Genomic DNA, 25,097 nt, shown 5'->3' with positions numbered 1-25,097 from the left:
CCCCGTTTCGGGCCGATGGTTGAGCCCGTCATTCTCCTTCAGAGAACAGCAGGCGGACGGTCGTGCCACCGCCGCGCGTCGCCAGGACGGTCAATGTCCCGCGATGTGCGGTCATGATGTCCCGTACGATGGTGAGGCCGAGCCCCGCTCCGGTCGAGCGCGGCGACATGCGGTTGAACGCCTCCGTCACTTCCGAACGCTGGGTTGCCGCGATGCCGATCCCGTCATCCGCCACTTCCAGCACGACGCCATCGATGACCCGCACKATGATGCTGGATTTCGCCTGGGCATGACGAAGTGCGTTGTCGATCAGATTGGCCACCGCGGCGCGAACCGTGGCTTCGTTGGCCATGATCGTTCGCGTGTCGTCGCCCTCCTCCTCGAGCGCCACGTCGATCGCGTTCTGCAGGATCAGCGGCGCGAGATCGACGAGTACGTCACGGGCCACGCTGTTGAGCTGAACCGGCTCGAACGGCAGATCGGTGCTGTGCAGCCGGGCGAGCTGCAGCATCGACGAAACGATCGTCGTCAGCCGGTTCACATCGGTCGCCAATGCGGTGCGCACGACGCCATCGGAAACAGTGTCGATCTTGGTCCGCATGACGGCGAGCGGCGTGCGCAATTCGTGCGCGACGTTGTTCATGAAGCGCCGTTGCACATCCATGTTGCTGGCGATCTGGTCGAGCGCTGAGTTCAGCGCCGTCGTCAGCGGCATCAGCTCGACCGGCGTTTCCTGTGTCGGCAGCAGGCCTCGCGGCGCCCTGGGATCGATGCTGGCCGCAGCTTCGGCCGCACTCCGCAGCCGCGCGGTGATATAGGAGACCGACATGGCGATCGCCGAGGCGATGATGACCCCGAATATGAAAGAGATGACCAGCGCCGGAATCGCGATGGCCCGCAGGAAATAGGCAAGAATCAGGTCCCATCCCGGACGTCCGCCGCCCGTCGCGACGATGACGCGGCTGCCTTCCATCTCGATGATGTCGAAGGCCAGGCCGTTGTCGCCGCCACCACCGACCCGCATCTGCGCAGCAATCGTCGGTCCATCGAGCCTGACATCGATGGGAAGGCTCGGCCGCAATTCTGGGGCATACTCGACAACGGACCGTCCGTCGGAAACCAGATACCAGAGTCTGGGGCTGGCGCTCTCGATCTTGATCAGGGTCGGCGTCTTCTCCACCCGCAACCCGTCAGCCGCAGTCTGACGCACGCCTTGCCGAATGATCTCGGAGGTCACATCGTTGCGTAGCGCCCCAGGATCCTCGGTAATGAAAGTAAAGGCCAGCACAGCGGCGATGACCGCCGCGAAGAGGGCGAAGCCGAGAAGCGTCAGCCGGATCGTCAGGGCGCGTGAGAGCGAGATCACCGGCAGCCCCCGGAGCGAAGATTTGCCGCGCACGGATCGGACAGCACCCGATTGCGCTGGGGCGTCAGGCGCTTCACTGTCGTGGTGCTCGTCGAGCTATGAATCGTCACGGAGCCTCTGTGCGGTTATGGCTTGCGAATCCGGGGACCGCGCCCGCAGTCCATGTCCATGGACTGCATCCCCATCTTCGTTCAACCCTCCCTCGAGTCTGCTTGTCTCATGAGTGCGCACAGAGCCAGATCGGGAGAGCTGCGCTTGCGCTTCGCCTTGGCCGCCATGCTCGCGCTGCTGTTTGGCCTGACGCAGGGCGCCCGGGCTGAGGAGACCATCAGGCCGGGGCAACTGCCGACCGCCCCGGGGCGCGACATTCTGGGTCTCGTCGAACGGGCCTTCGACACCGCTTCCAAGACGGTCAGCATCCCCGTCGAGCGCTCCCTTTCGCTCTTCGGAGAGCCGAACGCCTATATTGTCGGCGGAGAGGTCAGTGGCTCCTTCGTCGTTGGCGGCCGACACGGCGTCGGTGAGCTTCGCTTCGCCGACGGCATGCCCTCCCCGGTGACATGGTCGGCCCTCTCGGTCGGGATCGGGCTCGGGGCCGATTACGGGCGGGTGATCATGCTGGTCTACGGCCTCGACCGACATGAAGACGTCTTCGGGGTCTATGCCAGCCTCGGCGGCGGCGCGCATTTTGTGGCCGGCGCCAATGCGATGGTCCTCGCCTCCGACCGAGCCCGGATCGTGTTGATCTCCTCCGGGCTCGGCCTGCGATTGTCGGGGGAACTCAGCCGCATCCGCATCGAGCCTGCGAATGATCGCGGCGTCCTGCGCCCTCCTGCAAACATCTGCGCAAACCCGGCCGATTGCCCACCGCCGGGCCGACGCTAAAAGGAAGACGAGCACGGTCGGACCGAACGCCTCGCGCGCGTCAGGCGCGATGTCCGAGATGCTGATGCGCCAGGGCATGCAACTCGTCGAGCCGGGCGGTGATCTCCAGCGCAGTCAGGTTGATCTCGCGTTCATCGGCGCATGCCCGGACATAGAGCGGTTCGGACCAGACCACGCACCCGCGTCCGAACGGCAAGGCGATGCTGGCCTTGTCCCAATTGTCGAGATCGACGCGTGCCGTCGTCACTGCGGCGAAGAGATAGATCGGCCGGCCCGACGCCCGCGCCAACTGGATGGCCCCCTTGCCGGCAACCCGCGAAACCTTCGGCACATCGGCCGTCAACAGCACGCTGGTGTCGCCGCGCAGCGCGTCGCGCATCTCGATGAAGGCCGGAACGCCGCGCTTGGCCTGGATCTTCAGCCGGCTCTGCGTGCCCGAGCCGCGAATGACGCGGTAGCCGGCGCGCTCCATCGCCGAGGCGACCACCGAACCGTCGAAATGGAGCGAGGCCAGCACGGCTGTCTTGGGCGCCCCGTCCAGGGCGACAAGGCTCAACATCTGCTGGCCATGCCAGGTCATGGCGATGAACGGTTCGCGGCTGCGCTCCCAGGGCCGCGCGCCGGGGATCACCGGCTTGAAGCGCGTGGTTTGCGCCACGAGATTCAGATACGCATGCAACGCGCGCCCCGCGAGGCCCGCTGATCGTTCTTCCCTGAGATGCATCGCCCCAATCTCCACGGTGAATCACCTGGAGTGGTCGGCGCGTTGGCTTGCTGGAACATTGCACGGACAGGTTGCGGCCCCCGAATGGCGAAACGAGCGGCATGCCCCGTTGCCGGCGGGGTTCGCCCTGCCTATCGTGCAAGGGTTCAGTTTCCTCCAAGTCGGGTTTCATGCCAGCCAAGGATATCGCGATAGCGGGATGCGGCCCGGCAGGGCTGGCGGCCGCACTGATGCTGCATCGCGACGGACATCGCGTCAGGCTGTTCGAGCGCTTCGAGACGCCTCGTCCGGTCGGATCCGGTCTGATGATCCAGCCGACCGGTCTCGCCGTCCTCCGGGAATTGAAGCTCGCCGAAGCCACCCTCGCGGCGGGGGCCAGGATCGACCGGCTCTTCGGGCGCGCCGAACCGTCGCAGCGCATCGTACTCGACGTGCGCTATGCGGCACTTGGGCAGGATGCCGGCCATGGCATCGGCATTCATCGCGCTGCACTGTTCGACATCCTGCACGACGCCGCACGAGAGGCCGGAATTGCGATCGAGGGAGGCCGCAGCGTGGCCTCGAGCGAAATCGTCGGGGCGAACAGGCGCGCGCTCATCTTTGCCRACGGCACACGGACGGAGCCCTTCGACCTTGTCGTGGATGCCCTTGGCACCATGAGCCCGCTCGCGCGCCATCAGGGCCGGCCGCTGGCCTATGGCGCGCTCTGGGCCAGCCTCGATTGGCCCGACGACGCGGGCTTCGACATGGCGACGCTGGAACAGCGCTATATCCGCGCGAGCACGATGGTCGGGGTCCTACCCATCGGCCGGCTGGCCCAAGCGCCGACCGCAAAGGCAGCCTTCTTCTGGTCGCTGCGCTGCGACCGTCTCTCGGACTGGCAACGCTCCGGACTTGCGGCGTGGAAGGCGGACGTCCTCAAGCTATGGCCGGCAACTGCGCCCCTGCTCGCGCAGATCGAAACGCCGGATCAACTGACTTTCGCACGCTATGCCCATAGGACCACGCCCGTCCCAACGGAGCCTGGCCTGATCCATATCGGCGATTCCTGGCATTCGACGAGCCCGCAGCTCGGTCAGGGAGCCAATATGGCGTTGCTCGACGCCTTCGCGCTCGCAAAGGCGCTGCGCGACGGGAACGAGACGACGACTGCGCCAGGTTTTGCCATCGCCGCGCGTCGCCGACATGTCCGGCTCTATCAGACCATGAGCGCGATGTTCACGCCGGTCTATCAATCCGACAGCCGGATCCTGCCCCTGCTCCGCGATCGGATCGTCGGGCCGCTCGCCCGGATCTGGCCGGCCCCTGCCATCCTGGCGGCGATGGTCAGCGGTTTGATCGGCGCACCCCTGAAACGGCTCGGGCTGCCCGCCCCAGCGGCGATCACGCTGGGCGACGCAATCGAGGCGCAGACCCAAGGCAGGCGCGTGATCGTGTTTGACGGTGAATGCGTGATGTGCTCGCAACAGGCACAATTCGTCATGCGCAATGACCATGAACGCCGCTTCACGCTCACCACCGCGCAAGGGCCCCTTGGCCAGGAACTCTATCACCGCCTCGGCCTTCCCAAGTCGGACTTCGAGACGATGCTGCTGATCGAGGGCGGGCGAATCCTGGGCCGGTCGGACGCTGTCATCGCCATTGCGGCAGGGCTGGGCTGGCCCTGGCGCATCGCACTGGCGGCACGCGTCATTCCACGACCGCTCCGCGACCGGCTCTATCGCCTTGTTGCCCGCAATCGCTATCGCTGGTTCGGCCGACGCGAAACCTGCTGGCGCCCCACCCCGGATATGGCGGACCGCATCCTGTGAAGGTTCTCCTGCTCGGTGGCTATGGCGGCTTCGGTGCCCGCATCGCGCGGCGGCTGGCCGATACGGGGCACGAAGTCCTGGTCGCCGGGCGCAGCCTGGAGAAGGCGGAACGCTTCTGCGCTGGCAGACTGCGCCTCACCCCGCTTCTCCTGGACCGGGACCGCGATATCGCGCTGGCGCTCGCCGAGCACCGCCCTGCTGTCCTGATCGACGCCGCAGGCCCCTTTCAGGGCCTGGATTATGCGGTCGCTCGCGCCTGTATCGCCGCGCGGTGCCACTATCTCGACATCGCCGATGCGCGCGATTTCGTCACCGGCATCGGGTCTCTCGCTGAAGCGGCCCTGGCCGCCGACGTGGTCGTCGTCTCGGGCGCCTCCAGCGTCCCTGCTTTGTCGGGCGCTGTGGTTCGCGCCCTCGCAGACGGTATGGATCAGCTCAGCGCCGTCGAGCTCGCGATCAGCGCTTCAAACCGCGCGACCGCGGGCGCTTCGGTCACGAAGGCAATCTTCTCCTATATCGGCAAGCCGATCCCGCTCTGGCGCGCAGCGCGCCGGGCGAACGGCTTTGGCTGGCAGGACATCAGGCGCGAAGACTTTACGATTGCCGGCGAGCCACCTCTTGCTGGCCGCCTCGTGGCCCTGGCAGATGTGCCCGATCTCACTCTCCTGCCCGATCGCCTTCCGGGAAAGCCCTCCGTCAGTTTTAGAGCCGGCACCGAGCTCCGCTGGCAGAACCGTGCGCTTTGGCTGGCAAGCTGGCCTGTTCGATGGGGTTGGATCGAGAACCTGACCCGCTTTGCGCCCCTGGTCCTTCAAGCGCAGCGGCTGAGCTCTTCATGGGGCAGCGATCGCTCCGGCATGATGGTTCGACTGTTCGGGTACGCTGACGGCCGGGGTGTCGAACGGCGATGGACATTGATCGCGAGCAAGGGCGATGGTCCGGAGATTCCAGGCCTGGCGGCCGCAATCCTCGTCGACAGGCTCGCCAGGCGTGACGTTCCAGCCGGGGCCCGCGATGCCGGCGAGATGCTGTCACTGCCAGAGTTCGAGCCGGCCTTCACGCGACTGGCGATCCGGCACGAGATGGCAGAGCTGCCGCAGCCTCCCCCGCTCTATGCCCGGGTCCTCGGCGATGCCTTCGCAACCCTGCCTGCGGCCCTCCGCGCGATCCACACTGTCCTCCGCGATCGCGGCGCCCATGGACGGGCGATGGTGACGCGCGGGCACAACCCGGTTGCACGCGCTATAGCGGCCCTATTCGGCTTTCCGCCTGAAGGGGAGCATGGGCTGCACGTCGCCTTTGCGGAGAGTGGCGGCGTCGAAACCTGGATTCGCGACTTCTCGGGCCGCCGCTTCAGCAGCCGGCTGTCGCAGCAGGGGCGGCTGCTCATGGAGCGCTTTGGCCCGCTGCGCTTCGGCTTCGATCTGCTCGCTGACGACAAGGGGCTCGCGATGCACCTGAAGCGTTGGTGGCTGGGCCCCGTCCCCATGCCACTTGCCCTGGCGCCTCGATCGCTGGCGCGCGAATGGGAGGAGGATGGCCGCTTCCATTTCGATGTCCCGATCGCATTGCCGCTAATCGGACTGGTTGTGCACTATCGCGGCTGGCTCGAGCCGACGGCTGACAATACCGGCGCCTCGCAGCAGAACGCGCCGGACAGGGCCCGGCGCGTTCTGGCTGGTTGAAGCCGTCAGACTCCCCCTCAGGGCAGCCTGTGCCCCGGTCAGGCGGCTTGCGCCAGTTCCGCTTCCGCCTCGACATGCTTCAGCGGCTTGTTTCCGGTCAGGGCCCGCATCAGCACGTAGAAGACCGGAGTCAGGAAGATGCCGAAGGCGGTGACGCCGATCATGCCGGCGAAGACCGCGATGCCCATCGCCTGACGCATCTCGGCGCCGGCACCGGTCGAGATCACCAGCGGGACCACGCCCATGATGAAGGCGAGCGAGGTCATCAGGATCGGACGCAGGCGCAGACGGCTGGCTTCGATCGCGGCCTCGACCGGCGTCTTGCCCTCGAACTCCAGTTCGCGGGCGAACTCGACGATCAGGATCGCGTTCTTCGCAGATAGCCCGACCAGCACGACGAGACCGATCTGGGTGAAGACGTTGTTGTCGCCGCCGCTCCACCAGATGCCAGCCATGGCGGCAAGCAGGCCCATCGGGATGATCAGGATGATCGCGATCGGCAGCGTCAGGCTCTCATACTGGGCCGCCAGCACCAGGAAGACGAGCAGGATCGCGATCGGGAAGACGATCAGCGAAGAGTTGCCCGCCAGGATCTCCTGATAGGTCAGGTCCGTCCATTCGAAGGCAAAGCCCTTCGGCAGCGTCTCGTTGGCAATGCGCTCCGCCGCCGCCTGAGCCTGCCCCGACGAGAAGCCGGGTGCCGGACCGGCATTGATGTCGGCGGCCAGGAAGCCGTTATAGCGCATCGCCCGTTCCGGCCCGGCATCGGCACGCACGTTCAGCACAGCGCTCAGCGGCACCATCTCGCCTGAGGTCGAACGGACCCGGAGCTTGCCGATATCCTCCTGATAGGCCCGGAAGGGCGCATCAGCCTGGACGCGGACGGTGTAGGTACGCCCGAACTTGTTGAAATCGTTGACATAGGACGAGCCGAGATAGATCTGCAGCGTCTCGAAGACATCGGTCACCGGCACGCCGAGCTGGCGGGCCTTGGTGCGGTCGATATCGGCATAGAGCTGCGGAACATTCACCTGGAAGCTCGAGAACATGCCGGCGAGTTCGGGCGCCGTCGCAGCCTTGGCCATGAAGGCCTTGGTCGCTTCATCGAGCGCCTTGTAGCCAAGGCCGGCGCGGTCCTCGATCTGCAGCTTGAAGCCACCGATCGTACCGAGCCCCTGCACCGGCGGCGGCGGGAACATCGCGATGAATGCCTCCTTGATGCCGGCGAACTCCTTGTTGAGCTGCATGGCGATCGCGGCGCCGTTGAGCGAGGGGTCCTTGCGCTGCTCGAAGGGCTTCAGCGTCACGAAGACGATGCCGGCATTCGACGAGTTGGTGAAGCCGTTGATCGAGAGGCCGGGAAAGGACACCGCACTCTGGACGCCGGGATGCTTCAGGGCGATCTCGCCCATCTTGCGGATGACGTCCTCGGTGCGGTCGAGCGTGGCGGCGTCGGGCAGTTGCGCGAAGCCGACGAGATACTGCTTGTCCTGGCCGGGCACGAAGCCGCCCGGGACAGTGCGGAACAGCACGACCGTCAGGCCGACGAGCACGAGATAGACCGCCATCATCGCCGTCTTGCGGGTCAGGATGCGGCGCACGCCGCCGCCATAGGCCTGAGAGCTGCGATTGAAGAAGCGGTTGAAGCCACGAAAGAACCAGCCGAACAGCTTGTCCATGACGCGGGTCAGCGCATCCTTCGGGGCGTGGTGCGAACGCAGCAACAGGGCTGCCAGCGCCGGCGACAGCGTCAGCGAGTTGATCGCCGAGATCACCGTCGAGATCGCGATGGTCAGCGCGAACTGGCGATAGAACTGGCCGGTCAAGCCGCTGATGAAGGCGAGCGGCACGAAAACCGCGACCAGCACCAGCGCGATCGCGATGATCGGGCCGGAGACCTCGCGCATCGCCTTGTAGGTCGCCTGGCGGGGCTCCAGCCCCTGCTCGATATTGCGCTCGACATTCTCGACCACGACAATGGCGTCGTCGACGACGATGCCGATGGCGAGCACGAGGCCGAACAGGCTGAGCGCGTTGATCGAGAAGCCGAAGAGATACATCACGGCGAAGGTGCCGATGACCGAGACCGGCACGGCGACCAGCGGGATGATCGAGGCCCGCCAAGTCTGCAGGAAGACGATGACGACGAGCACGACCAGCGCGATGGCCTCGAGCAGCGTGGTGATGACGGCCTTGATCGAGGCGCGCACGAACTGGGTCGTGTCGTAGACGATCGCGTAGTCCACGCCTTCCGGCATGTTCTGCTTGATCTCGCGCATCACCGCCTGGACGTTGTCGGCGATGGCGATGGCATTCGAGCCCGGCGCCTGGAAGATCGGCACCGCGACCGCCGACTTGTTGTCGAGCAGCGAGCGCAGGGCATAGTCGGCCGCGCCGAGTTCGATGCGCGCGACATCCTTCAGCCGCGTCACAGCCCCGGTCGGGCTGGTGCGGATGATGATCTCGCCGAACTCCTCCTCATTCTGAAGGCGCCCCTGGGCATTGACCGAGAGCTGGAGATCGAGGCCCGGGGCGTTCGGGGAGGCGCCGATGACGCCGGCAGCAGCCTGGACGTTCTGCGCGCGGATCTCGCGCACGACGTCGCTCGGCGAGAGCCCGTGCTCGGAGACCTTCTGCGGATCGAGCCAGACGCGGAGCGAATAGTCGCCCGAGCCGAAGAGCTGGACCTGGCCGACGCCGTCGATGCGCGCCAGCCTGTCCTTGACGTTCAGGACTGCGTAGTTGCGCAGATAGGTCATGTCGTAGCGATCGTTCGGCGAGGTGATGTGCACCACCATCGTCAAATCCGGCGAGCTCTTGATCGTGGTGACGCCGAGGCGCCGCACCTCTTCCGGCAAGCGGGGCTCCGCCTGCGAGACGCGGTTCTGCACGAGCTGCTGTGCCTTGTCGGGATCGGTGCCGAGCTTGAAGGTGACGTTCAGCGTCATCACGCCGTCGGTCGTCGCCTGGCTGGACATGTAGAGCATGCCCTCGACGCCGTTGATCTGCTCCTCGATCGGCGTGGCCACGGTTTCGGCGATGACGCGAGGATTGGCGCCCGGGTATTGCGCGCGCACCACCACGGTCGGCGGCACGACTTCGGGATATTCCGAGATCGGCAGCACACGCAGCGAGAGCAGGCCGGCGACCAGGATGAGAACCGACAGCACGCCCGCGAAGATCGGGCGATCGATGAAGAACTTGGAGAGATTCATGAGATGCCCCCTTCGGGCGCCTCAGGCCTGACGACGGGCGCCATCACGCGACGTCGTCAGCACCCGAGTTCTGATAGGCGTCCCAGCTCAGCGCTGGGCGATTTCCGTGGGTCCTGCACCGGCCACCCGGCGCAGCTCTGACTTCTCGGCCATCGGCACCTGCTCGGGAGCGACAGCTGCGCCCGGACGAATGCGCTGCAGGCCGTTGACGACGATTTTTTCGCCCGGCTTGAGCCCGGCGGTGACGATGCGCAGCCCCTCATTGGCCGAGCCAAGCGTCACTTCACGCCAGCTCGCCTTGAGGTCCTCGCCGACGACGAAGACGAACTTCTTGTTCTGGTCGGTGCCGATCGCGCGCTCATTGATCACCAGCGCAGGCTCGGTCCGGGCCTGGCCCATGCGCAGGCGCACGAACTGGCCCGGCATCAGCGTGCCATCGGGATTGTCGAAGATCGCCCGCACCCGAACGGTGCCGCTGCCGACATCGACACTGTTGTCGACGAATTGCAGCCTGCCGTTGATCGGAGTGCCGTCCTGCGTCGCCGTGCCCATCTGAACCGGGATGCGCTCCAGCGCACGCGGACCATCCGAGGCCGGCAGCGAGCCGAGAGCCCTCAGCACCGTGTTCTCGTCGGCATTGAAGCTGGCATAGATCGGATCGACCGAGACCAGTGTCGTCATCAGCGAAGCCCCCGCCCCGGCTGCGACGAGATTGCCGACAGTGACCTCGAGCCGCCCGATCCGGCCACTGATCGGCGCCCTGATCTGGGTGTAGTCGAGGTTCAGCCGCGCTGTCTGCAGGGCCGACTGGGCCGCGCGGTGATTGGCCTGCGCTTCACGAAGAGCATTCAGACGGGCGTCGAGATCGCGCTGCGACACGTTCTGCGTCGTCATCAGCTTCTGACCGCGCTCATGCTCGTTGGCGGCAAGCGCCACCCGGGCTTCGGCAGCCAGGACCTGGGCCTGGGCGCGTTCGAACTCGGCGAGATAGGGCGCCTGGTCGATGCTGATCAGCAGGTCGCCCTGCTTGACGAGGTTGCCCTGCTTGAAGTGCACGGCCTCGACGACGCCGGCGACGCGCGAGCGCACATCGACGCGTTCGATCGCCTCCAGGCGGCCGGAGAACTCGGCCCAGTTGGTCAGCTCACGCTGCTCGACGAGCGCGACCGAAACCGGGGTCGCCTGCGCGGCCGCCGGAGCGGTATCGCTCTGGGCCTTGTCGGAGCCGTTCATCACAAGCAGGACGGCGGCGAGAGAGATGGTGGCGGCCAGGCTTCCGCCCAGCAGGCCATGACGGATCGTTCCCTGAATCATGGGTTCATTCCTTGCGAGAGAAGAGAGGATCGAGTTGGTCGCGTTGGCCCCGATCAGGACGGCGCGGTGGATTTGAAGAACTCGGTTACATGGTCACATGCCAGGCAGAGGCAGGAACCTTCCTTGGGAGCCTCGGCATAGGCACCGGGCCAATTGGTTGGCGCAGTCTGCACGTAGCGACTGACCGCGACACCCGCTTCCTGCAGCCGACAGGCATAGCTCGCGCATTCGTCACGCAGCGGATCATCCTCCGCCGTGATCAGCAGGGCAGGAGCCAGCCCGGCAAGCCGGGAGGCGTTGAGCGGCGCGGCATAGGGATGAGCCGCCTTGTCAGGCGAACCCAGATAGTCGTGCCAGCCATCGGCCCAGCGACATCCCACCGGACCGGCATCGGCCTCGCGCAGCGAATAGGTCCCAAGGCAGGAATCCAGCATCGGCGAGAGCAGGATCTGCCCGGCGAGCGGCGGTCCCTGCCGGTCCCGCGCCATCATGGCGAGAGCCGCGGCCAGGTTGCCGCCGGCTTCTTCGCCAGCGACGTAGAACGGGGCGCTTTTCGCGACCCAGCGGCTGCGCGCCTTGTAGAGCGCCAGCAAGCCACCAAATACGGCCTCCAGCACATCGGGGAAACGGTGCATTGGCGCGAGCGGATAATCGACCGAAACGACAGCGGCACCGGCGCGAGCCAGGATCGTCGCGACCGCCTCTCCGCTTGCCAGCGAGCCCTCGTTGAAGGTGCCGCCATGCAGGTGCATGACGAGCGCTGTGTTGCGGTTGAGCTCTGCCGGGATGAACACACGCGCTGCCAGCGAGACTGGCTTGGCAGCGATCACCTCGTCCCGCCATGTGACGGAGATGGGGCGATCGAGGGTKGCGGTTTGAGCGGACATGGCGTGTCCCGGCGGCTTCTGTTGCAATGCAACCTGATTTAGACCATCGTGTTTCGGCAATAAATACCCGTAAAGCTCATTMATTATTTCCATATGGAAACAATCGAAGAAGCGACCTGTTAGAAAAAGCCATGGACCAGCTCAGCGCCATGCGCGCCTTTGTCCGCGTCGTCGAAGCCGGCACCTTCACCCGTGCTGCCGATCTGCTCGACATCCCCAAGCCGACGGTGACCAAGCAGATCCAGCAGCTTGAGTCGCATCTCCACGCCAAACTCCTCAACCGCACCACACGGCGCGTGACGGTGACGATGGACGGGGCGGCCTATTACGAGCGCGCGCTCAGGGTCCTGAACGAAATCGACGAGCTCGACGGCAGCATGGCCTCGTCACAGGCCAGGCCGAGCGGGCGCCTGCGCGTCGACGTCAGCGCGCCGCTGGCCATGCGCGTCATCATCCCGAACCTGCCTGAATTCCATGCGCGCTATCCCGACATCCAGCTCGACCTCGGCCTCAGTGACCGACCTGCCGATCTGCTGGCGGAAAATCTCGATTGCGCCGTCCGGGCCGGCGAGCTCACGGACCAGAGCCTGATCGCCCGGCGCATCGGCGAGATGTATCTCGTGACCTGCGCCTCCCCCTCCTATGTCCAGCGCCATGGCGAGCCCCAGCATCCGACCGACCTCGAGGGCGATCATTTCATCGTCGGCTACCGCTATGCCGGGACCAGTCGCACAGCCCCCTTCACCTATGCCGACGGTAAGGAAAGCCACGAGATCAGGGGACGTTTCGTCGTATCGCTGAACGAAGGTGCTGGTTACGTCGCTGCCGCGCTGGCGGGGCTCGGCATCGTTCAGGCACCAACCTTCATGGTGCAGGAGGATATCGCCGCCGGCCGGCTCGTACCGCTGCTGACGAATTGGTGCTCGACCCCCAAGCCGCTGCACATCGTCTACCCACCGAACCGTCATCTCAGCAACAAGGTGCGTGTCTTCGTCGACTGGCTGGCCGAGCTCTTCGCCAAGGACGACCTGATCCAGCGGCGCTCCAGCTTGCCGCATTGCGCCTAGGACCTAAGGCACGCTTTGGAGAGCCGGCCCGGCGCCGGCGGAGAGTCTCATTAAGCCATGGAGACGCACCAGCCCGCAGGGACACAATACGCGTCGATCCCTGCGGCCTGGGCCAGCCATCCAACCTCGTCCTAACTGCTCAGGCAGCTGGGCTCAGGCGGCCTGCGAACTCGCCGTCGGCTTCACATTCTGGTTCATGCGAAACAGGTTCATCGGGTCGTAGCGCCGCTTCAGCTCGGCAAGGCGATGGTAACTGCCTCCGTAAGCCGCCTGGACGCGGTCCATCTCGTCTGCCGGCATGAAGTTGATATAGGCCGTTCCAGCTGAATACGGCCTTGCGGCATCAAAGAGCGCGCGCGCCCAGGCGATGCAGGCCTGATCCATGCCCTGTTCGCGCCAGCGCGCATGAACATTCATGACGAAATGGGAGCTGCGCTGCGGAAAGGCGGTCGCATCCGCCGCAACGCGGCCGGCCGCCCCACCGACATGGCCGATGAAGATCTCGCATTCCGGCCCCGGGAGGCGACGCACCGCGCCAATCAGGATCCTGATCGCCGCGTCCGAGAGCTCGGTGAAGTCGTGGCTCTTCCAGTAGTTGCGGGCACCGGCTGTGAGCAGAGGATCGAAAGCCTGTTGCCACGTCGCGAAAGGCGCCGGCCCCACCACGTCGACGATCGGTTTTCCGATGGAACGCAGCCTGGCGGTTGCCTTTTCGCCTTCGGCGATGTCGCCGCAATAGCACATCGCGAGCACCAGCACTTCCTTGCCATGCCACTCGGCCGGCAGGAACGGCAGGGGCGGCGCCTGCCGCATCACGACCCAACAGGTCAACTCGTCGGGCGCCACTTCGAGCGCCTGACGATATTCCTTCAGGACGGCCTCGGCATCATCGAAGGGATGCACGACAAGGCCAGCCAAAACCTGGGGGCCAAGCTTGTGAAGCCGAAATTCGAACGCGGTGGCCACCCCGAAATTTCCGCCGCCGCCGCGCAGGGCCCAGAACAGGTCCGGATTTTCCGACTGGCTAGCGCGCCTGAGCTCGCCGTCAGCCGTCACCACCTMGACCGACAGCAGGTTGTCCAGGGTAAGCCCGAACTTCCGCGTGATCCAGCCGAAGCCGCCGCCCAGCGTCAGGCCGGCAATGCCCGTGGTCGAATTGATGCCCGTCGGCACCGCCAATCCGAATTCCTGGGTTTCCCTGTCGACATCGGCCAGGGTAGCGCCCGGCTCGACCCAGGCGCGCTGCGATGCTTCGTCGACTCGGACCGATTTCATCGGTGACAGGTCGATCATCAGGCCGCCATCGCAGACGGCATTTCCGGCAATGCCGTGTCCGCCGCCACGCACAGAGAGCAATAGTCCGTTGTCACGCGCAAATCGCACAGCGCTGACGACATCGGCAGCCACCGCACAGCGTATGATMAGGCCAGGTCTGCGATCGACCATCCCATTCCAGATCGCGCGTGCATCGTCATATGCGGCATCAGTCTCGTCGAGCACGCTTCCGTGAAGCTGCGCGGCGAGCGCCTCGATGGCTGAGGCGCTGATGGATTTCGTTCCGGCCGCCAGTGTCGTGAGGCTCTGGGCTTGCATGATCGTTCCTCCCGAATGGGTCATGAACTCTCAGCCCCCCGCCACAAGAATTCTGCGCCTGCGCCGGGCCGCACTCAATGACGCAGATCACAGAAGCTCGGATTTCCACGCTTCAGCGGATGGAGCTTTGGAGCGGGCAGTCATGCGACGATGGTGTCTAGCGATKACCACAGGCAATGGCGCGGGATCCGACGGTTGGAGGTCKGATGGATGCAAGCCTGATCGGCAGCACATCACCTCAGGCGGAACGAGCTTCCTCCCGCGCATCGAGTTCCGCTGCCACGGCAGCGATGCCGCCGAAAGCGAAGCGCTGGAAATGGGCGACCATCTCGTCGACAGCGCCCCGGTCCGACGCCAGGTCGGGAAAGACCTGCGCGAGGACCTGGCGGTTGCCGACGAGCATCACCACGAAGGGGGCGATGACAGTGAGACAGCACCGGGCAACGACGGGGTGATCATGCGGCACTCCCAGGATTTCGCCGACGATCCCGGTGACGATGCGCTTCTTCGGGAGAATCTCGCGATCCCGCAGCACTGCGAAAGCGGGTGTTGGAGCCAGCACCTCACGGCTCAGGACCCGCAAGGACCAGCTCGAGGAGGCGGGCCCCATGATCGTGCGGACCACGAGACCAATGAGGGTGCGAAGCTTGTCCTCCGGAGTCCCTGGGGCTTCTGCCAGCTTGAGCAGCCGATCATAGGTCAGCAGGCGGCGATGCGCCTCGACCAACACCTCGGCATAGAGCCCGTCGATGCCGCCATAATAGTAATTCACGGCAGCAGAATTGCTGCCCGCCCGCTCGGCGATCTCCTTGCCGGTGGCGCGATCAAAGCCCTTTTCCGCAAAGACCTCTCCGGCCGCATCGAGAATCTGCGCCTTGGTGGCCGCACCGTCCTCGCGGCGACCGGGTCGTTTTTGAGGAATCGCTCGTTTCATGACCCGAGCTTAACGCCGATCAAGAATATTTGAAAGATAGAATTTAAATTCAGATTTGACATATTGCACCACGCGCCTATCCTTGAAGGCATGAGCAAGGCACCGCGCATACTGGCTGTCATCGCCCTCTTGGGGGCCGCAGGCGCCTGGTGGTTTAGCCACCGCCCCGCCGCGACATCCGAGTTGGTCCTCTACGGCAATGTCGATCTCAGGCAGGCCTCGCTGGCCTTCAACGGCAGCGAACGCATCGCCGCGATCCTTGTCGAGGAGGGCAATGTCGTTCGCAGCGGCCAGGTCCTTGCGAAGCTGGATACGAGCCGCCTGCAACCGCAGATCGACCAGATGGAAGCGATTGTCGGGGCCCAGAAGGCCGCACTCGATCGATTGCGCAACGGCTCTCGCCCCGAGGAGATCGCCCAGGCCCGCGCCAACCTGGAATCGGCCAGGGCGGATTCGGTCAACGCCGCCGCGCAATATGAGCGGCGGCGCGCCCTGTCCGCGAATGCCGTCAGCCAGCAGGACCTCGATGCCGCCAAGGCTCTTGCCGAGACCTCCAAGGCAAAGCTCGATGTCGCAAAGAGCGCCCTCGACCTTTCTCTCGCCGGCCCGCGCTCGGAGGACATCGCGCAGGCAGAGGCACAGCTCCGCGGCAACCAGGCGCAGCTTGCGCTCGCCCGGCGCCAATTGGTCGATGCGCAGCTGCTTGCTCCCTTCGACGGCGTGGTTCGCTCGCGGCTGATGGAACCCGGCGAGATGGCCTCGCCCAGCCGCCCGGTGCTTTCACTGGCCATGACCGGCACGAAATGGGTGCGGACCTATGTGGCTGAGCCGAAGCTCGGACAGGTCCGCTCTGGCATGCGGATGCAGGTCACCACGGACAGCTTTCCGAACCAGCCGCTCGAAGGCTGGATCGGCTTCATCTCACCCGTCGCCGAGTTCACCCCGAAAACGGTGCAGACCGAGGATCTGCGCACGAGCCTCGTCTACGAGATGCGTGTCTTCGTCGAGGACCCGCAGGACAGGCTGCGCCTCGGCATGCCAGCCACCATCAAGATGTTGCCGGGAGCCGAGGCTGCGGTCGCAAACAGCGCTGCTGTACCCGAGACCGGGAAGACCAAGCCATGACCCCCGCCGCGCCCGTTTCACCCGTCACGGCGCGGACCCTCCACAAGACGTTCCGCCGGGCCACCGGCGAAACCGTCAAGGCACTCGACGATGTCTCCTTCGAAGCCAGGGAAGGCACGCTGACCGCCCTCGTCGGCCCCGACGGTGCCGGCAAGACCACATTGCTACGGCTGATCGCCGGGTTGATGAAACCCGATGAGGGTATGCTCGACGTTCTCGGCATTGTCGTCGCTGACGATCCCCAGGCCGTACAGGACCGCATCGGCTACATGCCGCAGAAATTCGGGCTCTATGAGGATCTGAGCGTCCAGGAGAACCTCGATCTCTATGCCGATCTGCACGGCGTCGGTGCCGACCAACGCGAGCACATCTACCCTCGCCTCTTCGAGATGACCCAGCTCGGGCGTTTTCGCGAGCGGCTGGCCGGGAAGCTGTCCGGCGGCATGAAGCAGAAACTGGGGCTCGCCTGCACCCTCGTCCGTGCTCCCGAACTACTGCTGCTGGACGAGCCGACCGTCGGCGTCGACCCACTGTCGCGGCGCGAGCTCTGGGCGATCGTGCTCAAGCTGGTGCGCGAGGATGGGCTCACCGTCATCGTCAGCACCTCCTATCTCGACGAGGCCGAGCTCTGCKACCATGCAGTCGTCATGCATGCCGGAAAGGTGCTGTCGCAGGGCACGCCGAGCGAGATCACGGCGAAAGCTGAAGGCCGCACCTTCATCATCGAGACGCCCAAGGGAATGCCGGCACGTTCGCTGCAGGCACGCTTGTTTCAGCAGGACGGCGTCATCGATGCCGTGCCCGAAGCCGGGCAAGTCCGCGTCGTGCTCGCAGCTCCGAGCGAAACGGGCGCCCTGCCCCTCGGCGACGGCACGCTTCGGCATCGCCGCGTGCCGCCACGTTTCGAGGACGGGTTCATGGTGCTGTTTGCTGCCGTCGCCGAGCGCACACGCAGCAGTGCCATGACGCTCGACCAGCCCACCTCCCCGGGTTCCGGCGCCATGGCGGTCGAGGTGCGTGACCTCGTCCGCACCTTCGGCGATTTCACCGCTGTCGATCATGTCAGCTTCGAGGTTCGGAGCGGCGAGATCTACGGGCTTCTCGGCCCCAACGGCGCCGGCAAGAGCACCACGTTCCGGATGCTCTGCGGGCTGCTGCCAGCCTCGCACGGCGCGCTGCGTGTCGCTGGCGCGGATTTGCGGACATCTCGTGCCGAGGCGCGGCGCAGGCTCGGCTACGTCGCCCAGAAATTCTCGCTCTACGGCCAGTTGAGCGTCGACGAGAATCTCGATTTCTTCGCCAGTGCCTATGGGCTGCGTGGGAGGCGCAAGGCGGACCGGATCACCTGGGCGAAGCAGCAATTCGAGCTCGATGCCTTCTCCCGGCTGCCGAGCGGGCAATTGCCGGGCGGCTTCAAGCAGCGCCTCGCGATGGGCACCGCCCTGCTGCACGAGCCGGACATCCTCTTCCTCGATGAGGCGACGAGCGGCGCCGATCCGATCGCGCGGCGCGAATTCTGGGGCCGGATCACGGCGCTCTCCGAGCAGGGCGTCACCGTGATCGTGACCACGCATTTCATGGAGGAAGCAGAATATTGCGACCGGATCATCATCCTCGATGCCGGACGCAGCCTGGCAGAAGGCACGCCGGCCGAGATCAGGGCCCATGCCACGGCCCAGGACGGACGCCAACCGACGATGGAAGATGCCTTCATCGCCATCGTCGAGACGTCGCGTGACGGGCGTGCCGAGCAGAGGCCCGCAGCATGACCGCCGTGACCTCACAGACCGGCGGAATGGCAAGGCTGCGCCGCATCGCGGCGCTGATCCGGAAGGAGGGCTGGCAGGTCGTGCGCGACCCGAGCAGCATCGCGATCGGCGTGATCATGCCGATGCTGCTGCTCGTGCTCTTCGGCTACGGGCTTTCCTTCGACGTCAAGAACGTCCCGGTCGCGATCGTCATGGAGGACATCTCGGCCGAGGCGCGCGGCGCGGCGTCGAGTTTCGAACTCTCCGACTATTTCAACGCGGTGCAGGTCAAGACCATGGCCGAGGCCGAGCGGATGATGCTCGACAAGCGCGTCCACGCCATTGTCCGCATACCGCCCGATTTCGCGCGCCGGATGGAGCAGGGCACGGCCGAGATCCAGGTGCTGGTCCATGGCACCGACGCCAATACCGCCCGCATCTCGCTCGGCTATGCTCAGGGTGCCGTTGCAACCTGGATGGCGCGCGAGGCCGCGATGGGCCGCATCATCGCCGGTCCGCCAGTCTCGATCGAGAGCCGGCTCTGGTTCAACGATGCCAATAACAGCAGCTACTTCCTGGTTCCCGGCCTGATCGTGCTGGTGATGACGCTGATCGGTGCGCTGCTGACCGCGCTTGTCGTTGCGCGGGAATGGGAGCGCGGAACCTTCGAGGCGCTGTTCGTCACGCCCGTGCGTCCCGGCGAGATCCTGCTTGGCAAGACCGTGCCCTATTTCATCCTCGGCATGATCGGGCTCGCCCTCTCGATCCTTGGTGCCAAGCTGCTCTTCGGCGTGCCGATCAGAGGCTCGCTCGGGCTGCTCGTTGCCGTGTCGATGCTCTATCTGATTGTCGCGCTCGGCATCGGCCTGTTGATCTCCTCACTGACCAAGAGCCAGTTCGTCGCGAGCCAGATCACGATCATCGCCACCTTTCTCCCGGCGATGATGCTGTCCGGCTTCATGTTCGACATCCGCAGCATGCCGGTCGCGATCCAGGTGATCACGCATATCTTCCCGGCGCGCTATTTCGTCAGCGTTCTGCAGACCCTGTTCCTCGCCGGGGACATCTGGCCGGTAATCCTGCCGAATGCTGCGGTGCTGGCCGTCATGGCCGCAGTGCTGATCGCGCTTGCGATACGCGCGACGCGCAAGACCATCGTGTGAGGTGGGCCATGCTCGACACGCTGCTGCGCATCCTCGCCCTAATCCGCAAGGAACTGCTCGCGATCCTGAAGGATCCGAAGAGCCGCATCTCCCTGATCGCCCCACCGGTCCTGCAGTGCCTGATCTTCGGCTATGCCGCGACCTATGACCTCAACAACGTGTCCTATGCACTGCTCGACCACGATCGAAGCGCCGTCTCGCGCGCACTGATCGCGCGCCTGGACGGTTCCGGCACCTTCACGCGGGTCGCCACGCTCGACGTCGAGCGCCAGATCGCCGACATCATCAACGACCAGCGCGCCTTGCTGGTGATCACCATTCCCTACGATTTCGAGCGCGGTCTGCAGGCGGGGACCGCGCCCGCCGTGCAAGTCATCGCCGACGGGCGCAACTCAAACACCGCGGGTACCGCCCAAACCTATGTCAGCCAGATCGTCACCGGCTTTGGAGCCGACTGGCAGAGTTCGCACGGCCAGCCCGGCCCACCCGTTCGCATGACCACACGGGCCTGGTACAACCCCACCCTCGAAACGCGCTGGTACATGGTTCCGGCCCTGATCGGCACCATCACCATGATGATGACGATGATGCTGACTGCGATGTCGGTGGCGCGAGAGCGCGAGGAAGGCACATTCGATCAGTTGCTGGTGACGCCGTTCCGGCCCTCGGAGATCATGGTCGGCAAGGCAGTCCCCGCCATGCTGATCGGGCTCACCCAGTCGACGCTGATTCTGCTGGTGGCGCAACTCTGGTTCCAGATCCCGTTCTCCGGCAGTTTTGCGATGCTCTATCTCGGCCTCTTCCTGTTCCTCTCGGCATCGGTCGGGATCGGCCTCTTCATCTCGTCCATCGCGGGCAATATGCAGCAGGCAATGATCGGCTCATTCGTGCTGCTGATGCCGTTCATGCTGCTCTCGGGCCTGACGGCGCCGATCGGCAACATGCCCGAGATCCTGCAGTACTTCACCCTGATCAACCCGCTGCGCTACGCCATCAGCATCACGCATCAAATCTATCTGGAGGGTGCCGGAATCAGGCAGCTCTTGCCGGAGATGCTGGCGCTCGTCGCCATTGCCGCCGTGACCCTGCCCTTCGCCGCCTGGATGTTCAGGAACAGGCTCACCTGAGCCGATGGCGCCAACCATCGGCCCGAAGAGCGGATTGCGATCGTCGGGGAAGCCGACGCGATCACAGAAGGCCAAGCCCTCCGGCAGGATACGATATCCGCTCTGCGGAACTAGCCGCCGGTGCGCAGCACGGAGAATTCCGCCCGCCGCCCCGGCGCGATCCGGCCATGGCTGGTGGATAGGCCGAGATAGGCCGCAGGCGTTGCGCTCGCCATCGCCAAGGCCTGCTCAAGCGTCGCGCCGCCGTGCCGATAGGCATTGAGAATCGCGGCATTCATGTCGAGATGAGCGCCTGCGAGGCGGCCCTCGGCATTGACGAGCCGGCCGCCGCTGACATGAATCGTCTCGCCGAAGAGTTCGAAGGCATCCCCGTCGGCGCCGATCGTCGCCATCGCGTCGGTGACAAGCATCATCCTGTCCGGCCCGATCGCGCGAAACGCAGCCTGAAAGGACGGCCAGGCGACATGGTGCCCGTCCGCGATGATGCCCGCGGTCAACCCCATGCCCGACATCACGGAACCGACCACGCCCGGCTCGCGCGAGCCGAGCTGCGACATGGCGTTGAACAAATGGGTGGCACCGCTCAGGCCCTCGGCATGGGCCGCCGCCATCTCAGCCGCGCTCGCGTTGGAATGGCCCGCGCAGACCTTGACGCCACGCGCGACCAGCGCGCGGATGAAGCCGGAAGGCACGCATTCGGGCGCGAGCGTCACCAGTGTCACGCCAGCGGCGCCGAGCGACGTCAACAGATCGACATCCTCCGGCTCGGGCCGCAGGAGATTGGCGACCAGATGCGCGCCACGACGTTCGGGATTGATGAAGGGGCCCTCGATGTGAATGCCGAGAACGCCCGGCACAGCGCGCGCAATCGCTTCGCGTGCGGCTGCGATGGCCTTCGCGATATCTGCCCTGCTGGCGCTGATGAGGGTCGGCAGCAGGAACCGCGTGCCGAAGCGGGCATGGGCAGCGCTGATCGCAGCTATGCCGTCGCAGCTCAGTGTATCGTTCAGCATGACGCCGCCACCGCCATTGACCTGAACATCGATGAAGCCCGGCGCGAGCACGCCGTCATCCGGCAGTTCCTCGATCACGCAGTGCGGCTGCGCGCTTGACGGCAGCATCTCGGTGACGATCCCATCCTCGGCGATGACGAGGCGATCCGGCCAGATCCGCTCGCCATCGAACAGGCGCCGCGCACGCCAGCCCTGCCGCCGCGCTGCCATCACAGCGTCTCCGTGACCTTGACCAACCCCGGTGGACGGTCGACATCGCGGCCAAGCCGCACCGCCTCGGCTTCCAGCGCGCGATAGACGGGCACCAGCAGCGCGATCGCGTCGAGCGCCGGGTCGCCCGCTGCCAGTCCCGGGAGTGTCGGCCGCAGTCCGCTTCCCGAGAAGATCGACGCCCCCTCGTGACGAAGCGTCGCCAGGGCCTCCTCGATGCTCTCCGAAACCTCACCACCGGCATTGAGGCCGAGGATCGGATGCTCGCTCCGGATCGCGGCCTTGGGTCCGTGCAGGACTTCCGCCGAGCTGAACGCCAGCACGGGCACGCCCAGGACCTCGGCCGCCTTGAGCGCGGCCTCGCGCGCTGGTCCCAGCGTCAGACCGCGCCCGATGACGAAACCCGCCGGTGCATCGGACAGCCGGCGCGCCCAGGCCGACCAGTCGAGGGTGAGCGCCTGGGCAAGACGTTCGGGAGCCGATTGCGCAGATGTCGCGAGCGCAGCGTCCCTGCTCAGACGCGCGACCAGCAGCATGCCGGCCAGCATCGTGTTCACAACGGTCTTTGTTGCGGCCACGGCGAGCTCGGGACCTGCCGCGATCGGGATGACATGGCGGCAGGCCCGAGCGGCAGGGGAATCGGGATCATTGACGATGGCGACCGTTTGCGCCCCGGCCTCTGTCGCCTGCTCGGCCGCCGCCACCAGATCGGGGCTGCGGCCAGACTGCGAGATCAGGATATAGAGCGCCTCCCTGAGACGCGGGCTTGCGCCATAGCGCGTCACCACCGAAGGGGCCGCCGCCGCAGAGCTCAAGCCCAGGCGGGTCTCGATGAGATAGCGCAGATGCGTGCCTGCATGGCCGGAACTGCCCCGGCCGCTGACGACGACATGGCTGACGCGCGACATCTGCAGCGCATCGGCGACGCGCGCAATCTCGCCTTGCCCCTCCTGCAGAAGCCGCGTCGCGGCCTCGGGGATTTCAGCGATCTCGGCTGACATGCGGGAGGGGTTTCGATCCTGCAGTGTCACGATTGCGGCCCCATCGCTTCGCCCTTCAAGGTCGCGACAAAATCATAGCGATCGCCGCGATAGGCGGAGAGCGTGAACTCGACCGGCTTGCCATTGCCGAGAAACGCACGGCGCTCGATCCTGAGCAGCGCGCTGCCTGCCGGAATGCCGAGATGCTTTGCCTCATCCGCCGTCGCGAGGCCGGCATGGATGCGCTGCACGCCATGGGCAGGTGCTGCCCCCCTCTGCGCGAGCGCGGCGTAGAGCGAGGTTTCGATCAGATCCGGCGACGGCAGGATGGTGGCGGGCACGACGGCGCATTCGATCGCCAGCGGCTCTCCATCCGCCGTTCTGACCCGGATCAACCGGACGACAGCGTCGCTCGGTCCGAGACCCAGCGCCATCGATTCCTGCGGCTTCGGCCGCGCCAGCTCCTTCGACAGCCAGATCGAGCCCGGCCGGCCGCCGCGGTTCTCGATATCGGTCGAGAAACTCGCCAGGACCGAGAGCGGCTGCTCCATACGCGAGGCGACGAAGGTGCCCGAGCCATGCCGTCGCGACAACGCGCCGCTGCGAATGAGCTCGTCGATGGCATTGCGCACGGTGACCCGGGCATAGCCGGTCAGCTGGGCGAGGTCGCGCTCGGAGGGAACGGCATCGCCGGGAAGGAAGACCTCGGTCTCGATCAGCCGGGACAGAGCGCCGGCGAGCCTGAGATAACGTGGCGTCGGGTCGTCTCCGGCGAGCGCCTGAAGGATCGCCTGCTGCTTGGCCGGCATCGCTTCGGGGGCAGCGTCGGACGCGCCCTCGCGCGGACGCCGCGGACCGCGCCCGGGTGAGGTTTCGCTCACCGGGCCGCCCTTGGAGGCGCCTTGGCCGGGCCGTTCGTCCCGACGCCGAGATCGAACAGGGCCAGGCGCAGATTGCCATGATGGCGAGCGAGCAAGCTCTCGGCCAAGGCAGCCTCGGCGCCGCTTGCAAGCAGCACGGCGCGCTTCACATCGCCGCCGGCGCGGTCGAGATGGCGGGCGGCGGCCTCCATGCCGCATCCGGTGATCATCTCGACCATCTGCGCCGCCCGCAGCCGGAGCTTGGCATTGGTCGCGCGCATATGGACCATCAGGCCGCGATAGACCCGGCCGAGACGAATCATCAGCAGCGTCGAGAACAGGTTGAGCACGATCTTCTGGGCGGTTCCGGCCTTCATCCGGGTGGAGCCGGCAACGACCTCTTCCCCGGTTTCGGTGAGGATGCCGAGATCCGCCGTGCGCAGCAGTGCCGAGCCGCGGTTATTGGCGACGCCGATGGTCAGGGCGCCACGCGCCTTGGCTTCCCCGATGGCGGCGAGCGTGTAAGGCGTGCGGCCGCTGGCAGCGAGACCGATCACGACGTCGTTCGGCCCGACATCGGTGCGGCGCATCGCGCCCGCGCCGTCATCAACCGAATCCTCGGCATTCTCGACGGCGTGGAGGATCGCCTCGTCGCCGCCAGCGATGGCGAAGGCCAACCGCTCTTCCGGCCAGTCGAAGGTCGGGGTCAGTTCCGCGCCGTCCTGCACGCCGATGCGGCCCGAGGTGCCGGCACCTGCATAGATCAGGCGGCCACCGGCCTCGAGGCGCGGCACGGCCGCGGCAACGGCTTCCGCAATCGCCGGCAAGGACGACGCGATGGTGGCGACCGCTGCAAGCTGGCCTTCGTAAAGCGCCTTGAGGATGTCGAGGTCGCCCCAGGCATCAAGTTCTCGAAAGCGCGCGCTGACGTCTTCAGTCGCCATGGATAGCCCCTCGTGACCAGACCAAAATAAGTCCACTTTAGCCCAGTAGCAAGCGAGGAACCGACAGGGAAGAGTTGTTTCGTCTGGAAGGCATGCGGCCTCGACCAGCGTCCCTCGTTTTGCTCGGTTGTCGGACCAACCACGCCGACCCGATTCTCGCTTCACGGCAAGGCAAGCCAGCCGATCGCGCCGCGGCGGGCCAATTCATCATTGGGCTGCGCCGCCAAAGGTCGGATTGCGGATGCTGCGATGCGGGGCCCGGCGCTGGCTGCCCGAAGCGCGCCGCCGACGCGAAGACTAGGCTCAGGACTTCGGTAACGGGGCCGTCTCAGTCAACTGGATTTTGGCGCAGATCATCGTTCGGCCGCTCTGATCGCGCGGTCGCGTGGCGATCCACATTGGCCGACACCGTCCAGCCTGGCTGGCTACGCGGCCTCGCCCTGAGA

General features: G+C 65.8%; 19 protein-coding genes. 8 read left to right on the top strand and 11 right to left on the bottom strand.

Annotation, left to right across the window (positions count from 1 at the left end):
• Positions 1-28: 28 nt before the first annotated feature.
• Positions 29-1,399 carry a sensor histidine kinase gene (locus tag AC1DIO_RS08630; protein ID WP_441490168.1) on the bottom strand — a complete coding sequence of 457 codons (1,371 nt, stop codon included), beginning with the start codon at positions 1,397-1,399 and terminating at the stop codon, positions 29-31.
• Between the two features lie 222 nt (positions 1,400-1,621).
• Here AC1DIO_RS08630 and AC1DIO_RS08625 point away from each other — a divergent pair, with 222 nt between their 5' ends.
• On the top strand, positions 1,622-2,251 hold the full coding sequence (locus tag AC1DIO_RS08625; RefSeq protein ID WP_441507247.1) for an EipA family protein: 630 nt from the start codon (positions 1,622-1,624) through the stop codon (positions 2,249-2,251).
• 40 nt (positions 2,252-2,291) lie between these two features.
• On the opposite strand, the gene AC1DIO_RS08620 is transcribed toward AC1DIO_RS08625, so the two are convergent.
• On the bottom strand, positions 2,292-2,930 hold the full coding sequence (locus tag AC1DIO_RS08620; RefSeq protein ID WP_441490170.1) for a lysophospholipid acyltransferase family protein: 639 nt from the start codon (positions 2,928-2,930) through the stop codon (positions 2,292-2,294).
• A 215-nt stretch (positions 2,931-3,145) separates the two neighbouring features.
• Between AC1DIO_RS08620 and AC1DIO_RS08615 the strand changes: the two genes are divergently transcribed.
• Positions 3,146-4,786: a DCC1-like thiol-disulfide oxidoreductase family protein gene (locus AC1DIO_RS08615; protein WP_476853328.1), complete on the top strand. Its 1,641-nt coding sequence runs from the start codon at positions 3,146-3,148 to the stop codon at positions 4,784-4,786.
• Complete coding sequence (locus AC1DIO_RS08610; RefSeq protein WP_441490172.1) at positions 4,783-6,471, top strand: saccharopine dehydrogenase family protein; 1,689 nt, start codon at positions 4,783-4,785, stop codon at positions 6,469-6,471. Before AC1DIO_RS08615 ends, AC1DIO_RS08610 begins: the two co-directional genes overlap by 4 nt.
• 38 nt (positions 6,472-6,509) lie before the next feature.
• On the opposite strand, the gene AC1DIO_RS08605 is transcribed toward AC1DIO_RS08610, so the two are convergent.
• The 3 genes from AC1DIO_RS08605 to AC1DIO_RS08595 form a co-directional block, all read right to left on the bottom strand.
• On the bottom strand, positions 6,510-9,686 hold the full coding sequence (locus AC1DIO_RS08605) for an efflux RND transporter permease subunit (protein ID WP_441490173.1): 3,177 nt from the start codon (positions 9,684-9,686) through the stop codon (positions 6,510-6,512).
• Positions 9,687-9,773: 87 nt separating this feature from the next.
• Positions 9,774-11,000 (bottom strand): efflux RND transporter periplasmic adaptor subunit, encoded by a 1,227-nt coding sequence (locus tag AC1DIO_RS08600; protein ID WP_476853327.1) that lies wholly within the window; start codon positions 10,998-11,000, stop codon positions 9,774-9,776.
• Positions 11,001-11,053: 53 nt separating this feature from the next.
• The gene (locus tag AC1DIO_RS08595; protein ID WP_441490175.1) at positions 11,054-11,887 is read right to left on the bottom strand and encodes an alpha/beta hydrolase fold domain-containing protein; all 834 of its coding nucleotides are present in this window, start codon (positions 11,885-11,887) and stop codon (positions 11,054-11,056) included.
• A gap of 131 nt (positions 11,888-12,018) precedes the next feature.
• On the opposite strand from AC1DIO_RS08595, the gene AC1DIO_RS08590 reads away from it, so the two are divergent.
• Entirely contained in the window at positions 12,019-12,954 is a 936-nt protein-coding gene (locus tag AC1DIO_RS08590; protein ID WP_441490176.1) for a LysR family transcriptional regulator, read from the top strand.
• Positions 12,955-13,107: 153 nt separating this feature from the next.
• On the opposite strand, the gene AC1DIO_RS08585 is transcribed toward AC1DIO_RS08590, so the two are convergent.
• Together AC1DIO_RS08585 and AC1DIO_RS08580 are read right to left on the bottom strand one after the other, a co-directional pair.
• Positions 13,108-14,547, bottom strand: coding sequence for an FAD-binding oxidoreductase (locus AC1DIO_RS08585; RefSeq protein ID WP_476853326.1), 1,440 nt, complete (start codon positions 14,545-14,547; stop codon positions 13,108-13,110).
• Positions 14,548-14,785: 238 nt separating this feature from the next.
• Complete coding sequence (locus tag AC1DIO_RS08580; RefSeq protein WP_441490178.1) at positions 14,786-15,481, bottom strand: CerR family C-terminal domain-containing protein; 696 nt, start codon at positions 15,479-15,481, stop codon at positions 14,786-14,788.
• Positions 15,482-15,571: 90 nt separating this feature from the next.
• Between AC1DIO_RS08580 and AC1DIO_RS08575 the strand changes: the two genes are divergently transcribed.
• Genes AC1DIO_RS08575 through AC1DIO_RS08560 form a run of 4 tightly spaced genes read left to right on the top strand, consistent with a single transcriptional unit; the run spans position 15,572 to position 20,644 of the window.
• A complete protein-coding gene (locus AC1DIO_RS08575) occupies positions 15,572-16,606 on the top strand; it encodes an HlyD family secretion protein (protein WP_441490179.1) in 1,035 nt (344 codons plus the stop codon).
• The gene (locus tag AC1DIO_RS08570) at positions 16,603-18,375 is read left to right on the top strand and encodes an ATP-binding cassette domain-containing protein (protein WP_476853325.1); all 1,773 of its coding nucleotides are present in this window, start codon (positions 16,603-16,605) and stop codon (positions 18,373-18,375) included. The genes AC1DIO_RS08575 and AC1DIO_RS08570 overlap by 4 nt, the downstream gene beginning before the upstream one ends.
• Complete coding sequence (locus AC1DIO_RS08565; RefSeq protein ID WP_441490181.1) at positions 18,372-19,517, top strand: ABC transporter permease; 1,146 nt, start codon at positions 18,372-18,374, stop codon at positions 19,515-19,517. The genes AC1DIO_RS08570 and AC1DIO_RS08565 overlap by 4 nt, the downstream gene beginning before the upstream one ends.
• A gap of 8 nt (positions 19,518-19,525) precedes the next feature.
• Complete coding sequence (locus AC1DIO_RS08560; protein ID WP_441507253.1) at positions 19,526-20,644, top strand: ABC transporter permease; 1,119 nt, start codon at positions 19,526-19,528, stop codon at positions 20,642-20,644.
• Between the two features lie 110 nt (positions 20,645-20,754).
• Here the strand turns inward: AC1DIO_RS08560 and nagA are convergent, their stop codons facing one another.
• Genes nagA through AC1DIO_RS08540 form a run of 4 tightly spaced genes read right to left on the bottom strand, consistent with a single transcriptional unit; the run spans position 20,755 to position 24,651 of the window.
• The gene (gene nagA, locus AC1DIO_RS08555) at positions 20,755-21,867 is read right to left on the bottom strand and encodes an N-acetylglucosamine-6-phosphate deacetylase (RefSeq protein ID WP_441507254.1); all 1,113 of its coding nucleotides are present in this window, start codon (positions 21,865-21,867) and stop codon (positions 20,755-20,757) included.
• Positions 21,867-22,868 carry an SIS domain-containing protein gene (locus tag AC1DIO_RS08550; protein ID WP_441507255.1) on the bottom strand — a complete coding sequence of 334 codons (1,002 nt, stop codon included), beginning with the start codon at positions 22,866-22,868 and terminating at the stop codon, positions 21,867-21,869. The genes nagA and AC1DIO_RS08550 overlap by 1 nt, the downstream gene beginning before the upstream one ends.
• Before the next feature lie 26 nt (positions 22,869-22,894).
• The gene (locus tag AC1DIO_RS08545) at positions 22,895-23,728 is read right to left on the bottom strand and encodes a GntR family transcriptional regulator (protein ID WP_441507256.1); all 834 of its coding nucleotides are present in this window, start codon (positions 23,726-23,728) and stop codon (positions 22,895-22,897) included.
• Positions 23,725-24,651, bottom strand: coding sequence for an N-acetylmuramic acid 6-phosphate etherase (locus tag AC1DIO_RS08540; RefSeq protein WP_441507257.1), 927 nt, complete (start codon positions 24,649-24,651; stop codon positions 23,725-23,727). The genes AC1DIO_RS08545 and AC1DIO_RS08540 overlap by 4 nt, the downstream gene beginning before the upstream one ends.
• Positions 24,652-25,097: the final 446 nt, after the last annotated feature.

Source organism: Allobosea sp. 05T439, from assembly GCF_056396005.1.
The sequence above is the reverse complement of the archived record's forward strand: the minus strand, read 5'-3'. Positions and strand labels throughout refer to the sequence as shown.

What these genes read in the sequence shown, in the direction of transcription:
- AC1DIO_RS08605 (WP_441490173.1), bottom strand. Translation starts at nt 9,686, where the DNA reads ATGAATCTCTCCAAGTTCTTCATCGATCGCCCGATCTTCGCGGGCGTG.
- AC1DIO_RS08600 (WP_476853327.1), bottom strand. Translation starts at nt 11,000, where the DNA reads ATGATTCAGGGAACGATCCGTCATGGCCTGCTGGGCGGAAGCCTGGCC.
- AC1DIO_RS08590 (WP_441490176.1), top strand. Translation starts at nt 12,019, where the DNA reads ATGGACCAGCTCAGCGCCATGCGCGCCTTTGTCCGCGTCGTCGAAGCC.
- AC1DIO_RS08580 (WP_441490178.1), bottom strand. Translation starts at nt 15,481, where the DNA reads ATGAAACGAGCGATTCCTCAAAAACGACCCGGTCGCCGCGAGGACGGT.
- AC1DIO_RS08575 (WP_441490179.1), top strand. Translation starts at nt 15,572, where the DNA reads ATGAGCAAGGCACCGCGCATACTGGCTGTCATCGCCCTCTTGGGGGCC.
- AC1DIO_RS08565 (WP_441490181.1), top strand. Translation starts at nt 18,372, where the DNA reads ATGACCGCCGTGACCTCACAGACCGGCGGAATGGCAAGGCTGCGCCGC.
- AC1DIO_RS08560 (WP_441507253.1), top strand. Translation starts at nt 19,526, where the DNA reads ATGCTCGACACGCTGCTGCGCATCCTCGCCCTAATCCGCAAGGAACTG.
- nagA (WP_441507254.1), bottom strand. Translation starts at nt 21,867, where the DNA reads ATGGCAGCGCGGCGGCAGGGCTGGCGTGCGCGGCGCCTGTTCGATGGC.
- AC1DIO_RS08550 (WP_441507255.1), bottom strand. Translation starts at nt 22,868, where the DNA reads ATGTCAGCCGAGATCGCTGAAATCCCCGAGGCCGCGACGCGGCTTCTG.
- AC1DIO_RS08540 (WP_441507257.1), bottom strand. Translation starts at nt 24,651, where the DNA reads ATGGCGACTGAAGACGTCAGCGCGCGCTTTCGAGAACTTGATGCCTGG.